Below are 14,542 nucleotides of genomic sequence, written 5' to 3'. Positions count from 1 at the left end.
CTTTCGATTAGCGGGACTGGTCGCGAACGACCATCACGGTGCAATGCGCGTTGCGCACGACACGGGCCAGGTTCGGGCCGATCTCATAATTCGGGAAGTCGCCCTTGGTGGAGGCCATGACAATCAGGTCAAACCCCTCTTTGTAGGCGAGTTTCAGGATTTCACGGTAAACGCTGCCTTCTTCGATATGGATCGCCACATCGGAGGCATCAGTGTGATCCAGAATGGCCTGAACCGCGCTGCGGACATGATCCTTGGCACCAGCGCCATAGTTCGCGGGCAGGTTCGGCAGCTGGATAATCTCGGGGATGACAGCGACGGCGTGCAGTTCGGCACCGTAGAACTTCGCCTGTTCTTGCGCCAGTGGCAGGGCGTTTGTCCACGACCGGTCATCGGTGTGATCAATGGGCAGCAGGATTTTCGTCGCCATCACGTCTCTCCTCGTGACTTAGAGTTTTGTTTCGAGGCCGGGGGGCCGGGATGGCCCCCCGGTCATTTCATCCCAGACTACTCGGCAGGTGTTGCGTCCGGCTCTTCGGACTTGCCGCCCGAGGCGAAGAACTCTTTCGTCAATTTGAAGACGATCGGGCTCAGCAGGGCCAGGGCGATCAGGTTAGGAATAGCCATCATGGCGTTCAGCGTATCTGCCAGCAGCCAGATGAAGCCCAGATCTGCAGTTGCGCCGAAGTAGATCATAACGATCCACAGAATGCGGTAGGGCAGCAGCGATTTGACGCCCAGCAGGAACTCGACACATTTCTCGCCGTAGAACGACCAGCCAAGAATGGTGGTGAAGGCAAAGATCGACAGAGCGATGGCGATCAGATACCCACCGATGCCCGGCAGCGACAATTCGAACGCGGCCGAAGTCAACGCCGCACCGGATTCACCCGATGTCCAGGCACCCGACGCGATGATCGCCAGACCGGTGATCGAGCAGACGATGATGGTGTCGATGAAGGTACCCAGCATCGCGATCAGGCCCTGATTAACCGGACCTTTGGTCTCGGCCGCGGCATGTGCGATCGGGGCGGAACCCAGACCGGCTTCGTTCGAGAAAACACCCCGTGCCACACCAAAGCGGATGGCGGCCCAGACGGCTGCACCGGCAAAGCCACCTTCGGCGGCGGACGGGGTGAAGGCGTGAGTGAAGACCAGCGACAGGGCAGAGCCGATGTTGCCGATGTTGATCAGCAGAACCAGCAGGCCGGCGATGATGTAGGCGATGGCCATGAACGGAACAAGTTTACCGGCAACCGCACCGATGCGAGTGATGCCGCCCAGGATCACGGCTGCGGTCAGGACCATGAGAACCACGCCGGTGACCGAGGTGTTCAGGCCAAAGTTGGCTTCCAGAACCTGTGCCACGCCGTTTGCCTGCACGCCGTTGCCGATGCCAAAGGCCGCAACAGCGCCGAACAAGGCAAATGCAACGCCCAGCCAGGCCCATTTCGCGCCGAGGCCGTTCTTGATGTAGTACATCGGGCCGCCGACAAAGTTACCCAGCTCGTCCTTTTCACGGTATTTCACCGCCAGAACAGCTTCGGCATATTTGGTGGCCATGCCCACCAGGGCGGTCATCCACATCCAGAACAAGGCGCCTGGACCGCCCAGGAAGACAGCAGTGGCCACACCAGCGATGTTACCTGTACCAATGGTTGCCGACAGCGAAGTCATAAGCGCGTTGAACGGGCTGATCTGCCCTTCACCCTGACCTTCCCGGCCTTTGAACAACAGGCTGAAGCCCGTGCCAATGCGCAGGATCGGCATGAATTTCAGCCCGACCTGCAAGAAGAAGCCGACGCCAAGGATGAGAACCAGCATCAGCGGCCCCCACACGACGCCATTGATGGCTCCTACGATTGAATTTAACGCTTCCATGGTATTCCTCCCTAATGCGTCTGGTTATGCCCCGGCAGCAATTGCCCGCTGGCGGGCTTGCTTGAGGGCGGCAAAGTCTTCGTCCGCATGGAACGACGAACGGGTCAGCGGCGCGGCCGACACGTGTAGAAAGCCCTTGGAGCGTGCGATCTGCTCCAGCTGGGCGAACTCTTCCGGTGACCAGAACCGGTCGATCGGGTGATGTTTCGGGGTCGGTTGCAGGTATTGCCCGACTGTCAGGAAATCGACATTTGCGGCGCGCAGGTCATCCATCACCTGGCGCACGTCACTGAGGCTTTCGCCAAGGCCGACCATCAGGCCGGATTTGGTGAAGATCTTGGGATTTGCGCGTTTGGCATCGTCCAGCAAACGCAGCGACGCATAGTAGCGGGCACCGGGCCGAACCGTCGGGTATAGATGCGGTACCGTTTCCAGGTTGTGGTTGAATACGTCGGGGGCGGCCGCAAAGACCAGATCGGCCGCATCCCCTTTGCCCAGGAAGTCGGGGGTCAGAACTTCTACCGTCGTGCCGGGATTCTGGTGCTGCACAGCACGGATGGTTTGGGCAATATGTTCAGCACCGCCATCGGCCAGATCATCGCGGTCGACCGAGGTGATCACCACGTGGCGCAGGCCCAGTTTCTTGACTGCGGCGGCAACCCGGGCCGGTTCAAACGGGTCCAGCGCATCAGGTCGACCGGTGGCAACATTGCAGAAAGAACAACCACGGGTGCAGACCTCGCCCATGATCATCATGGTGGCGTGACGTTTGGACCAGCATTCGCCGATATTCGGACAGGCGGCTTCTTCGCAGACCGTGGCGAGGTTATGCTCTCGCATCAAGCGACGGGTCTTATAATACTCGGCGCCATCGCCCTTTTTCTTGCGAATCCACTTGGGCTTGCGCGGAATGACGCTGTCGGCTTTTTTGGCCTTTTCGGGGTGGCGGGTGCGAAGCTGGATGGTCATCTGGTGGCTCCTTCTTACGCGTGGATCGCGCGATCCATGGCGTCGAGGCAGGCTTCTTTGACCGCCTCGCCCATGGCTGGGTGCGCATGACAGGTGGAGGCGACCTCGGACACGGTTGCGCCTTTGGTCATGGCCAGAACCAGTTCGGCAATCAGATCACCGCCATGGGCACCGCAGATATGCGCACCCAGGATTTTGCCGTTCGGGTCCGCCAAAACCTTGACCGCGCCGTCGGATTCACCTGTCGACCGCGCGCGCGAGTTGGCCATGAACGCGAATTTGCCGACTGCGTATTCGGCACCGGCTTCTTTCAGCGCCTCTTCAGTCACGCCGACCGAGGCAACCTCAGGGTCGGTGTAAACGACGCCCGGCACGGTGTTGTAGTCGACATGGCCGCCCTGCCCTGCCAACATCTCAACGCAGGCAACGCCGTCTTCCTCGGCCTTGTGGGCCAGCATCGGACCGGGGATGCAGTCCCCAATCGCATAGATCCCGGGAACCGATGCGCGGAAGCTGTTGTCCACTTGGACAAAGCCGCGCGGGTCAAGAGCTATCCCCAGTTCTTCCAGCCCCAACCCGCGCGTGACGGGGCGGCGTCCGACGGCGATCAGAACCTTGTCGGCTTCGATCACCTCTTCCTTGTCTTTGCCGACCCGGTCCAGAGTAAGCGTCAATCCGGTTTCAGACTTATCAATGGCCTTCAGCGCGCGTCCCAACTGGAACTTCAGACTGCGTTTGCTGAGTGCGCGCTGCGCCAGTTTCGCAATCTCGCCGTCGATACCGGGCAGGACACGGTCCAGATACTCAACCACTGTGACCTTGGCTCCAAGACGCGCCCAGACCTGACCCAACTCAAGCCCGATCACCCCTGCCCCGACGACAACCAGATGATCCGGCACCGTGTCCAGCGCCAAGGCACCGGTTGAGCTGAGAACATCCTGCTCATCGATCTCGATACCGTTCAGCGGTGTCGGCTCAGACCCTGTGGCGATCAGGATATTCTTGGCCTCATAGATGTCGTCGCCAACCTGCACCTGCCCGTCGGCGGGAATGCTGGCCCAGCCTTCGATCAGCTCAACGCCGTTCTTCTTGAATAGAAAACCAATGCCTTTGGTCAGATCGCCAACGATCTTGTCCTTGCGCCCCATCATCGCGGGCACGTCGATGCTGGCCCCCTCAACCGCAATGCCATGGGAGGAGAGATGTGCAAGCTCGGCATATTTGGCCGAGGAGGTCAGCAACGCTTTGGAGGGTATGCACCCCACATTCAGACAGGTCCCGCCAAGGGCACCACGCCCTTCGACACAGGCCACTTTCAAACCCAACTGAGCCGCGCGGATCGCAGCGACATATCCGCCGGGACCACCCCCGATGATGATGAGGTCATAGGTGCTCATTGGGTCTTCTTTCAGTAAATTGGATAGTTGGCGCACAGGGCGCGGACTTTTTCGCGGGTCTCGGTCTCGACAGCGGCGTTGCCTTCGGGCGTCTCACGCAGGGCATCCAGAACGTCGCCGATCAGGTGGCCGATCCGGGTGAACTCGTCCGGGCCAAACCCGCGGCTGCACCCGGCTGCCGTTCCCAAACGGATACCGCTGGTGATTGTCGGTTTTTCCGGATCGCCCGGTACGCTGTTCTTGTTGCAGGTGAAACCGGCACGTTCCAACGCGGCTTCAGCGTCTTTTCCGGTCACGCCAAGCGGCCTCAGGTCGACCAGCATCAGATGGTTTTCGGTGCCGCCTGAGACAATGTCACAGCCTCGTGCCATCATCACATTGGCCAGCGCTGCCGCGCTGTCAACGACGCGCTGCATGTAATCCTTGAATTCAGGTTTCAGCGCCTCTCCGAATGCAACGGCCTTACCGGCAATCACATGCATCAGCGGACCGCCCTGAAGACCGGGAAACACCGCCGAGTTGATCTTTTTTGCCAGCGCTTCGTCATTCGTCAGGATGATCCCGCCGCGCGGACCGCGTAGGGTTTTGTGCGTGGTCGACGTCACGACATGTGCGTGACCAACCGGTGAAGGATGCAACCCGGTCGCAACCAGACCCGAGATATGGGCCATGTCAGCCAACAGCCAGGCCCCAACCTCATCCGCGATGGCGCGGAACCGCGCGAAATCGATCTTTTGCGAATAGGCCGACGCACCCGCGATGATAAGCTTCGGCTTCTCTGCTTTGGCCAGCGCTTCGACCTGATCATAATCGATCAGCCCCGCATCGGTCAGGCCGTATTGAACCGGGTGAAACCACTTGCCCGATTGCGCGGGCTTTGCGCCATGGGTCAGGTGCCCGCCCGCATCCAGAGACATGCCCAGGATCGTGTCACCGGGGCTGAGCAGCGCCAGCTTGACAGCGCCGTTTGCCTGCGCACCGGAATGCGGTTGGACATTGGCATATTCGCACCCGAACAGCTTCTTGAGCCGCTCAATCGCCTCGACCTCGACCTCATCCACATATTCGCACCCGCCATAGTAACGACGACCGGGATAGCCTTCGGCATATTTGTTCGTCAGTACGGAACCCTGCGCGTCGATCACGGCCTGCGAGACGATGTTCTCGGATGCGATGAGCTCGATCTGCTGAGCCTGGCGCTGGCGCTCGCGATCAATCGAAGCGGCGATGATCGGGTCAGCATCCTTAAGCGATGTTGTGAACATATTTTCCTCTCTCGCGCTCGAATCTCAAGTACGAAACTTTGTTTCCTATAGGGGAATTTTGTAAAAGATGGCAATACCCATCTCAATTTTGTGAAGTTGTGTCAGGTCGTGGAAATCGTTAACCTACGGAAAACCAGGGAGGTTTCTATGGTCGATGACAGCCTGAATGACGCCGTCGGACCGGAGGAAGAGGATGACGGCGCAGCCTTGGGACGCACGATCCGAGACGCACGCCGTGCCAAAGGGTGGACGTTGGAGGAAGCCGGGCGCGCCGCGGGAATCGGTCGTTCGACGCTGTCCAAGATAGAAAACAACCAGACACGGCCAAGTTTTGAAATCGTGCGGCGATTGACTCAGGCGCTGGATATGAGCACCCCGCAATTGTTCCTGCAATCAGGTCAAACTGGGATCGCGGGTCGACGGGATTTCACCCCAAAAGGTGAAGGTGAGATGCGGGACACCCCCACCTATCTGCACGAGCTTTTGTGCCCGGAACTGACCAGCAAACGCATGCTGCCTTACATTGCGACCATCAAAGCCCGCGATGTATCCGAATTCGAGAACTGGATCAGGCACAGTGGGGAAGAGTTTCTGTATGTCATCAGCGGAGAGCTGACCTTTCTGTCCGAACACTATCGCCCCTTGCCGATGAAAGCTGGGGACTCACTGTATTACGACAGCGGCATGGGGCATGGCTGTATCTCGACCAGCGAAGAAGACGCTCGCGTTTTGTGGGTGTCCTTGGAGTAAGCCGCCCGGATCACCCCTGCGATTCAACAAGCACCTTCAGGTTCGACAAACCGCGCTCGTAGTCGCCACCGACCCAACTATCCATCATCAGGCCCATCCAGCGCGACATGGGATTGAGGCCCAGATTGGTTTCAAACCCCCAAGTGACCTGTGTCTGCCCACCTTCGGGCTGCAGGACAAACGCAGCCATTGCCGTCCCCATCGGGCCGAAATCAAGCGCCGTGCGGACGGTTTCGTTTTCAATGCTCTCAACAATCTCCTGCGATCCGGTGCCAACTTGAGGGTGGTCCGAACTCCAGTTCAGGGTGTTGCCAACTCCGGCCTCCGGACCGGAATAAGACAGTTTGGTTTCGGGATCGCGATGCAGCCACGGGGACCATTGTTCGGTCTCTTGCATGGAGTTCACGTAAGGAAAGATCGCCTCAGCCGGGGCGTCGATGGTGATTGAACGAGACACCTCGGCCTTTCCGGGCAGCAGATAAGAGACGCCCACAAGCGCCACGACAATCACAAGCAGAAAGACAAAAAGACGTTTGATAAATCTCATGGGTCCGATCCGATTCCAAAAATACTATTTGACGGGATCATATCAAAAAAATGGCCCGGAATCAGAGGTCTGATCCGAGCCATGTTCAATGTTCCTGTTGGGACAGCGTCGGAACTACGGCTGATAGGGCAGCGATGAGTGGTGCAAGACAATCCGCAGTACACCATCGGCGTCTTTCTTGTAACCAAAACTTTTGTCGACCTGCGTCACGTTCCCGTCCTTATCGGTCAGGATGACGGCGCCCATCCACATGGCTACGTCGCCTTCCACAAAACTGGCCGAAGTGACGCTATCCATCTCGCGCCAGCCTTTGATCCCAAAACCGCCGTCCAACGGGTAAGCGTCGTCATGACCAACGAAATAGGCCAGCGCACCGTGGCGTGTTGGGCGAAAGGTCTGGTCTCCTGATGCAAGTGTCGGCTTGAACAAAACCGGACCAAGATTGTAGCCATAGGCCGCATGCAGAACGGTTTCGGCAACCGGTCGTGCCGCGTCAATGCCACCTTCCTCGTAGGCTTTCGAGATTGCAATCAATCCATCGCCCCAGGCCACGCGGGCAGCAGTCAGTTCGTCAGCAGTGATCGACATAACTCGGTCCTTTTCCGTTGGTTTCGATGGTAAGTGTCAGCATGACGGTTTCATTTCAAGGGTGGCTGCGTCGATTTGCGCGCGCTTATTGCCTCACATCCGGAAACAAGCCTGAATTCACTGAAAATTCGAACCATTCTTGTGGCCTGGGGCAAGGTTTTGCAAAGGAATTCCCGACCAATATCTGGTCTACGCCGTGGGGGCGACAGAAGTAGGGTGAATGTGGTGGAAAAGATACTCACGCTTGAACATACAGAAACGGTGCGGCTGGACCCGGACAGGTTGAGCGGCCTGTACCGGCAATTGGGTGACAAGAACGCACTGGACGTTCTGTGCCGCACGGTCGAGGAACTGGCCGTGCGCCTGTCGAATTGCGAACGGTTCTGGCGGAAACGCGATTGGGACAATCTGCGCAAATGCTCGAAATCGCTGGTGGCGATTGCCGATCAGATCGGGATGACGGCGCTGGCAAGGGTTGCCGGCGATGTTACGCAATCGGTTGATGCCGGGGATGCGGTTGCCGCTGGGGCGACGCTTGGGCGGCTGATCCGCATCGGCGAACGGTCTTTGACCGCGATTTGGGATCAGCAGGACCTGTCTGTCTGACGGGGGTTGCAGGCGGATCGCGGGTGGCTAGTCTGGGCGCAAAGTCAAACAATCGAGACATCCATGCCCCTCAGCTTTGCCGAACCGACCGATCCTTTTGTCCCGCTTCATGTCATCGCCCAACCTGATCTGGACGCTTGGTTAGCGGATCAGCCCGAACATGTTGGCCGCTGGGTCGTGGCAAACGGGTTCACCGCTGCGCTGGGTCAAACGCTGTTGGTGCCCGGCGACGGTGGCGAAACCACCTGCGCGCTGGCGGGTTATGGAAGCGAGGCGAAACGTGCCCGCAAACGCTTTGCCTTGGCCACCGCAGCGGAGGCATTGCCCGAAGGCACCTATCAGATCGTATCTGGCCTTGATGCTGAGCGGGCTGAAATGGAATGCTTGGGCTGGCTGCTCACCGGCTACACATTCGACCGCTATGCTAGCCAATCCCCTTCCAAAACAAGTCTGATCGCGCCAGAGGGCGTTGATGCCGCGCGTATTGAGGCAATGGCCAATGCCGAGGCTTTGACCCGCGATCTGGTCAACACGCCCGCCTCGGATATGGGACCCGAACATCTGCAACAGGCCATTGAAACACTGGCGGAAGAATTCGGCGCATCCTGCAAGACCATCCTGGGTGATGCGCTGCTGGAACAGAACTTTCCCATGATCCACACTGTGGGGCGCGCAGCGGATCAGGCCCCGCGATTGATCGAGATGAATTGGGGATCGGCTGGCCCAAAGCTAACGCTTGTCGGCAAGGGCGTGTGCTTTGACACGGGTGGGCTGAACCTGAAGCCCGGCGCCTCGATGGGTTTGATGAAAAAGGATATGGGTGGCGCAGCCAATGTCTTGGGTCTTGCCCGGATGATCATGGCGCTGAACCTACCCCTGCAATTGCGGGTGCTGATCCCGGCGGTCGAGAACGCGGTGGCAGGCAATGCCTTCCGGCCCGGCGACATCCTGACCTCGCGCAAGGGGCTGACGGTTGAGATCAACAATACCGATGCCGAGGGGCGGCTGGTGCTGGCCGATGCGCTGGAGCTGGCGGATGAGGGCAACCCCGATCTGGTGATCTCGATGGCCACCCTGACCGGAGCAGCGCGCGTGGCATTGGGCCCCGATCTGGCCCCGTTCTACACTGATGACGATCAGACCGCAGCCGCACTGTCGGACGCCGCGCAACGCTCGGCCGATCCGGTTTGGCGGATGCCATTCCATACACCCTACGAGGCGATGATCGAACCCGGCATCGCCGACCTAGACAATGCACCTTCGGGCGGGTTTGCGGGGTCCATCACCGCCGCCCTGTTCCTGCGCCGCTTTGTCGAGAACAGCGCCTACATGCATTTCGACATCTACGCATGGCAGCCCAACAATTCCCCAGGACGCAGCAAAGGCGGTTTGGGCCAAGGCCCACGCGCTGTGCTGAACGCCCTGCCAGAGATTTTGGGCCTATGAACCGCCTGCGCGTCATCCAGCCTGTGATCGACCTGCTGCGCCAGCCAGACGGTCCACGCGATCGTCAATTGCTGTACGGCGACACGGTCGAGGTTACGGACAAAAAAGACAGTTGGAGCCGGATCACAGCGGATAAGGACAACTATCCCGGCTGGGTCCGCTCGGCCCAATTGGGTCCGGATGTTCCTCAAACGCATAAGATCACAGCCCCGGCAACTCATGCCTATGAACAGGCAAATATGAAGACGCGCGATTTGACCTCGCTGAGTTTCGGCAGCACCCTGCAGGCCCTGTCTGAAACCGAGGCGTTTGTGGAAACCGAACTGGGCTTCGTACCAGCGGTGCACACCACCCCAATCGCTGAGGTGCAAACCGATCCGGTGGCAGTGGCCGAGCTGTTTCTGGGCACGCCCTACCTATGGGGAGGCAACAGCCGGCTCGGGATGGATTGTTCGGGTCTGGTTCAGGCCGGGTTGCTGGCCTGTGGTATCCCCTGCCCAGGCGACAGCGGGGATCAGAAACAGGCTGTGGGCACTGCTCAGCCAGAGGATACAGAGCCCTTGCGCGGTGACTTGCTGTTTTGGAAAGGCCATGTGGCCTGGGTATCAGGTCCCAATATGCTGCTTCATGCGAACGCGTATCATATGGCGGTGACCTATGAGCCAATGGATCAGGCGATTTCGCGCATTCTGGCACAAGGTGACGGGCCTGTGACCGCCCATAAACGGCTCTAATCCGGAGAAACTGAGCGGATCAACTTACGCTCCAACACACGCAACACCGTGCGCAGGTCATGGCCACGCTTTAGGATGCGACCGTCCATGCCAACAACCGAATACATCCCTTGTTTCTGCCGCAAGCGCGGGTGTTTCTCGATGCGATAGATCGGATGTTCGGCTGTGCGCCGGAAGATCGAGAAGATTGCCGTATCGCGCAGGTTGGATATTCCGTAGTCGCGCCATTCTCCGGCGGCGACCATCCGACCATAGACAGACAGGATATGGGACATCTCACGCCGGTCGAATGCGACGGGCATCTGGGCCGAGTTTGCAGAGAACCGGCTGGGAGGCTGCATATTCATACTTCAAGCCTTGCCGGAAATCGCGCCCGAATCAAGCCTGATGCGCATCAACGCTGTATTTCCCTATCGCCGCCCGATCTGTCGACAGATCAGGATCACCGGCAACAAGCCAACGGCCAGAATGACCAGCGACGGCACGGCAGCCCCTTCGAGCCGTTCGTCCGAGGCCAAGCGGTAAGCCTGCACCGCCAGTGTATCAAAGTTGAACGGGCGCATGATCAGGGTCGCGGGCAACTCTTTCATCACGTCGACGAAGACGATCAGCAATGCGGTCAGCAGCGATGGGGTAAGAATGGGCAGATGGACCCGCCGCAATGTGCCCAAAGGTGTTTGGCCCAAAGACCGGGCAGCAGCATCCATATTCGCGTGAACCGTGCTCTGCCCGCCTTCATACGCGCCCAATGCTGCAGCCAAAAACCGTACCATATAGGCCGCGACCAACAGCCAGATAGACCCTGTAACCAACAAGCCGGTCGAGATATCAAAGGTCTGGCGCATCCAGGCGTCCAGTGCGTTGTCAAACGCAGCGAAGGGCACAAGCAGCCCAACCGCAATCACACCGCCGGGCACCGCATATCCCAGCCGAGCCAGATAAGCCGCGCTGGTCGAGGCGCGCCCGGGTCTGAGGCGCTGAAAGAATCCAACGCTGACCGCCGCCGCTACAGTGACCAGAGCCGCGGTGCCCGCCAGGATCAATGAGTTCTGGATGAACCCAAGGTACCGGTCCGACAGCAGGTTCTGTTCAGACTCCAATCCCATGTCGACCAGAATGAGAACCGGAAATACGAACCCAAACAGGACAGGCACTGCGCAAAGAAGAAACGCCCCAAGGGCGCGCCACCCGGTCAGATGCGCGGCGGGGTGCGCCACATGGTGTTTGCCGCTTTGATGATACTTTGCATTCCCGCGCAACGTTCGTTCAGCCACGGCCAGCATCAAGGCAAAACCCAACAAGCATAGTGCCAGCTGCGCGGCCCCAGCGCGATCACCCAGCGAAAACCAACTGGTGTAAATGCCGGTCGCAAAAGTCTGAACCCCGAAATAGGAGACGGTTCCAAAATCCGCGATGGTCTCCATGATCGCAAGCAGCACCCCGCCCGCAATCGCAGGGCGCGCCATGGGCAACGACACACGCCGAAACGCCAACCACGGATTGTTCCCCAAGGCGCGCGCCGCCAGAAACGCCGTAGCGCTTTGCTGCAGAAACGCGGCGCGGGCCAGCAGGTAGACATAAGGATAAAGTACAAGGATCAGCATTGCCGCCGCACCCTCGGTCGAGCGGATCTCGGGGAACCAATAGTCGCGCGGGCCCCATCCCGTCACGTTACGCAGGGTGGTTTGTACGATGCCTGGGTGATCCAGAACAAAGGTGTAGGCATAGGCAAGCACATAGGCCGGAAAGGCCAACGGCAGGACCAATGCGATTTCCAACAATCGGACACCGGGGAACCGAGTCATTGTCACCAGCCAGGCGGCGCCGGTTCCGATGCAGAACGTGCCGATAGCCACCAATATGACCAGAATAATCGTGGTGACTGTGTACCTGGGCAATACCGTCTCGGCCAAATGCGTTATTGCATCGGTCCCACCGGTCAGCGCAGCCAGAACAACCGCGATCATCGGCAACAGGCACGCCCCAGCCACGACGTAGGCCAGCCCGGCCAAAAGCCGGGTCCCGCGCACGCCGCGGTTTCGCGATCCGTTTTCAGAATAGTCGATCTGGGTCATTGCCCCGCTGCGTTGATGCCGAAGACTTCGCCTTTAATCGACCAAAACGCTCGGAAACACCAGTGTGCGGGCAACAAATCTGCGACACATACTGCCGCAGACCTTACTCATAAACCCGCTGGTCCTCGATCACTAAGCCGTCTTTGGGCAGGGAACCGGGCGCGACTACCTCGATCGCGCCTTTCAGCTTCAGCACTTCGGCCACGGATTTGGCATAGGCCATGTCATCGCCACCCGAGCTTTCGATCTGGACAGTCATGGTATCCATCTCTCCCTGCCGCGCGGCAATCACGCGGGCTTTGACGATCTCGTCATGCTTTTCGACCAAAGCGGCGACCTGTTCAGGGCGAACAAACATCCCCTTTATCTTGGTGGTCTGGTCGGCACGACCCATCCAGCCTTTGATCCGCAAATTGGTCCGCCCACAGGGCGAGACACCCGGCATCAGGGCTGACAGATCCCCGGTGGCAAAGCGGATCAGGGGATAATCGGGGTTCAGAGAGGTCACGACCACCTCACCCACCTCACCCATGGACACAGGAATGCCAGTTCCTGGGGTCACAATCTCGACGATCACATGCTCGTCGATGATCATCCCTTCCATCGCGGCGCTTTCATAGGCGACATTGCCCAGATCTGCTGTGGCATAGCATTGCAGGCAGGAAATCCCGCGATCCGCATAGTCCTGACGCAGTGACGGGAACAGCGCACCGCCGCCCACGGCAGCTTTGGAGAACTTGAGTTCGACCCCCATCGCATCAGCCTTGTCCAGGATGACCTTCAGGTAATCGGGGGTGCCCGCATAGGCGGTACATCCGATGTCGCGCGCGGCGGTGACCTGTAGTTCGGTCTGGCCGGTTCCGGCGGGCAGGACGGCGGCACCAACCGCGCGCGCGCCGCTTTCAAAGATCATGCCAGCCGGGGTCAGATGATAGCCAAAGCAGTTCTGAACGATATCGCCCACGCCAATGCCAACCGCATTCAGGAAGCGACCCATGCGCCACCAGTCCTGATCGGTATTGCCGGGCTCGTAGATTGGCCCCGGCGACTGGAACACGTGATGGAACTGATGCGCTGGCTTCACGGTGAACCCGCCGAATGGCGAATGAGCGGCCTGCGCGCGGGTCAGGTCTGACTTGCGTAGAACCGGCAACAGGGGCAAATCTTCGGCAGAATTGACCTTATTAGTGTCTATCTCAGCAAGATGTTCTGCAAAACCGGATGCGGATGTCACCTGCGCAAGCTGCGCCCGCAAAGCTGCGGCCTGATCCGAGGCACGCTGATCGGCAGAGCGCGTTTCGAGTGTGTCGAAATAGGTCATCGCCATATCCTCCATCAGATCACAACCACCGCTTGCGGCGACGATAGGACCGCACGTCGCGAAAGCTCTTACGGCCGTCCTCGGACATGCCGAGGTAGAACTCTTTCACGTCGGGATTTTCACGCAGCTCAGCCGCTGGGCCATCCATCACGACGCGACCGGATTCCAGAATGTAGCCATAATGCGCAAAGCGCAGCGCAACATTGGTGTTCTGCTCGGCCAGCAGGAAGGATACGCCTTCTTTCTCGTTCAAATCCTTAACGATGCCGAAAATCTCTTCGACCAGCTGCGGTGCAAGACCCATCGAGGGTTCGTCTAGCAGGATGGTCTCGGGTCGCGACATCAGAGCTCGGCCCATCGCGACCATCTGCTGTTCCCCGCCCGAGGTATAGCCGGCCTGTGACCGGCGACGCTCTTTCAAACGTGGAAAGTAGTTGTAGACAAGTTCCAGATCCTGCTGGATCGCGGCACTCCCGTCCTTGCGGGTATAGGCGCCGGTCAGCAGGTTTTCTTCGACTGTCAGGTGTTCAAAACAGTGGCGGCCTTCCATCACCTGGATAACGCCCTTTTCAACCAGATCAGCCGGATCGCTTTCATGTACGCTTTGACCGCGATACTTGATCGTGCCTTTGGTCACCTCGCCGCGTTCGGAATGCAGCAGGTTCGAAATCGCCTTCAGCGTCGTGGTTTTGCCCGCGCCATTGCCGCCCAGCAAAGCCGTAATTCCGCCCTTGGGCACAGTCAGGCTGACGCCTTTCAACACAAGGATCACATGGTTGTAGATCACCTCGATATTGTTGACCTCAAGCAGGGTTTCCGCCTGTACATCTGTGGTTTGTGCCGCATCCAGCATCAGCGCGTATCCTCATGCCTGCCCAGTAAGGGCGGTTCGTGAGGAGCGGCAAGCAACCTGCCGCTCCGTTTGTCTGGGGCGCCCAGGAATTCCCGGGGCGCGCGCTCAGT

General features: G+C 59.1%; 15 protein-coding genes. 4 read left to right on the top strand and 11 right to left on the bottom strand.

Annotation, left to right across the window (positions count from 1 at the left end; all coding sequences use genetic code 11):
• Nucleotides 1–7: 7 nt before the first annotated feature.
• From ACR0KG_RS00935 to glyA, 5 genes are all read right to left on the bottom strand, one after another.
• Complete coding sequence (locus tag ACR0KG_RS00935; protein WP_480826214.1) at nt 8–430, bottom strand: universal stress protein; 423 nt, start codon at nt 428–430, stop codon at nt 8–10.
• Between the two features lie 77 nt (nt 431–507).
• Nucleotides 508–1,881: an alanine/glycine:cation symporter family protein gene (locus ACR0KG_RS00930; RefSeq protein WP_480550559.1), complete on the bottom strand. Its 1,374-nt coding sequence runs from the start codon at nt 1,879–1,881 to the stop codon at nt 508–510.
• A gap of 24 nt (nt 1,882–1,905) precedes the next feature.
• A complete protein-coding gene (gene lipA, locus ACR0KG_RS00925) occupies nt 1,906–2,850 on the bottom strand; it encodes a lipoyl synthase (protein ID WP_480826213.1) in 945 nt (314 codons plus the stop codon).
• Nucleotides 2,851–2,864: 14 nt separating this feature from the next.
• Nucleotides 2,865–4,247 (bottom strand): dihydrolipoyl dehydrogenase, encoded by a 1,383-nt coding sequence (lpdA, locus tag ACR0KG_RS00920; RefSeq protein WP_480826211.1) that lies wholly within the window; start codon nt 4,245–4,247, stop codon nt 2,865–2,867.
• Nucleotides 4,248–4,258: 11 nt separating this feature from the next.
• Nucleotides 4,259–5,512, bottom strand: a complete 1,254-nt coding sequence (gene glyA, locus ACR0KG_RS00915; RefSeq protein WP_480826210.1) for a serine hydroxymethyltransferase — start codon at nt 5,510–5,512, stop codon at nt 4,259–4,261.
• Nucleotides 5,513–5,659: 147 nt separating this feature from the next.
• Here glyA and ACR0KG_RS00910 point away from each other — a divergent pair, with 147 nt between their 5' ends.
• Nucleotides 5,660–6,262, top strand: a complete 603-nt coding sequence (locus ACR0KG_RS00910) for a helix-turn-helix domain-containing protein (RefSeq protein ID WP_480543596.1) — start codon at nt 5,660–5,662, stop codon at nt 6,260–6,262.
• Nucleotides 6,263–6,272: 10 nt separating this feature from the next.
• On the opposite strand, the gene ACR0KG_RS00905 is transcribed toward ACR0KG_RS00910, so the two are convergent.
• A complete protein-coding gene (locus ACR0KG_RS00905) occupies nt 6,273–6,809 on the bottom strand; it encodes an SRPBCC family protein (protein WP_480826209.1) in 537 nt (178 codons plus the stop codon).
• Between the two features lie 114 nt (nt 6,810–6,923).
• Nucleotides 6,924–7,397, bottom strand: a complete 474-nt coding sequence (locus ACR0KG_RS00900) for a phosphoribosyl-AMP cyclohydrolase (RefSeq protein ID WP_480826208.1) — start codon at nt 7,395–7,397, stop codon at nt 6,924–6,926.
• 216 nt (nt 7,398–7,613) lie between these two features.
• Between ACR0KG_RS00900 and ACR0KG_RS00895 the strand changes: the two genes are divergently transcribed.
• The 3 genes from ACR0KG_RS00895 to ACR0KG_RS00885 all read left to right on the top strand — a co-directional run bounded on the left by ACR0KG_RS00895 (nt 7,614) and on the right by ACR0KG_RS00885 (nt 10,183).
• Nucleotides 7,614–8,003 carry a hypothetical protein gene (locus ACR0KG_RS00895; RefSeq protein ID WP_480543602.1) on the top strand — a complete coding sequence of 130 codons (390 nt, stop codon included), beginning with the start codon at nt 7,614–7,616 and terminating at the stop codon, nt 8,001–8,003.
• A gap of 63 nt (nt 8,004–8,066) precedes the next feature.
• Nucleotides 8,067–9,449: a leucyl aminopeptidase family protein gene (locus ACR0KG_RS00890; protein ID WP_480826207.1), complete on the top strand. Its 1,383-nt coding sequence runs from the start codon at nt 8,067–8,069 to the stop codon at nt 9,447–9,449.
• Complete coding sequence (locus ACR0KG_RS00885; protein ID WP_480826206.1) at nt 9,446–10,183, top strand: C40 family peptidase; 738 nt, start codon at nt 9,446–9,448, stop codon at nt 10,181–10,183. Before ACR0KG_RS00890 ends, ACR0KG_RS00885 begins: the two co-directional genes overlap by 4 nt.
• Here ACR0KG_RS00885 and ACR0KG_RS00880 read toward each other — a convergent pair.
• From ACR0KG_RS00880 to ACR0KG_RS00865, 4 genes are all read right to left on the bottom strand, one after another.
• The gene (locus ACR0KG_RS00880; protein ID WP_353009256.1) at nt 10,180–10,530 is read right to left on the bottom strand and encodes a DUF2794 domain-containing protein; all 351 of its coding nucleotides are present in this window, start codon (nt 10,528–10,530) and stop codon (nt 10,180–10,182) included. The genes ACR0KG_RS00885 and ACR0KG_RS00880 overlap by 4 nt on opposite strands.
• A gap of 63 nt (nt 10,531–10,593) precedes the next feature.
• Entirely contained in the window at nt 10,594–12,258 is a 1,665-nt protein-coding gene (locus tag ACR0KG_RS00875) for an ABC transporter permease (protein ID WP_480550547.1), read from the bottom strand.
• A 103-nt stretch (nt 12,259–12,361) separates the two neighbouring features.
• Nucleotides 12,362–13,579 carry a phenylacetate--CoA ligase family protein gene (locus tag ACR0KG_RS00870; protein WP_480826205.1) on the bottom strand — a complete coding sequence of 406 codons (1,218 nt, stop codon included), beginning with the start codon at nt 13,577–13,579 and terminating at the stop codon, nt 12,362–12,364.
• Nucleotides 13,580–13,598: 19 nt separating this feature from the next.
• Nucleotides 13,599–14,432, bottom strand: a complete 834-nt coding sequence (locus ACR0KG_RS00865; RefSeq protein ID WP_170534149.1) for an ABC transporter ATP-binding protein — start codon at nt 14,430–14,432, stop codon at nt 13,599–13,601.
• Nucleotides 14,433–14,542: the final 110 nt, after the last annotated feature.

This window comes from Ruegeria sp. H4 (genome assembly GCF_056533065.1).
This window is presented reverse-complemented; position numbering and strand designations above follow the sequence as displayed.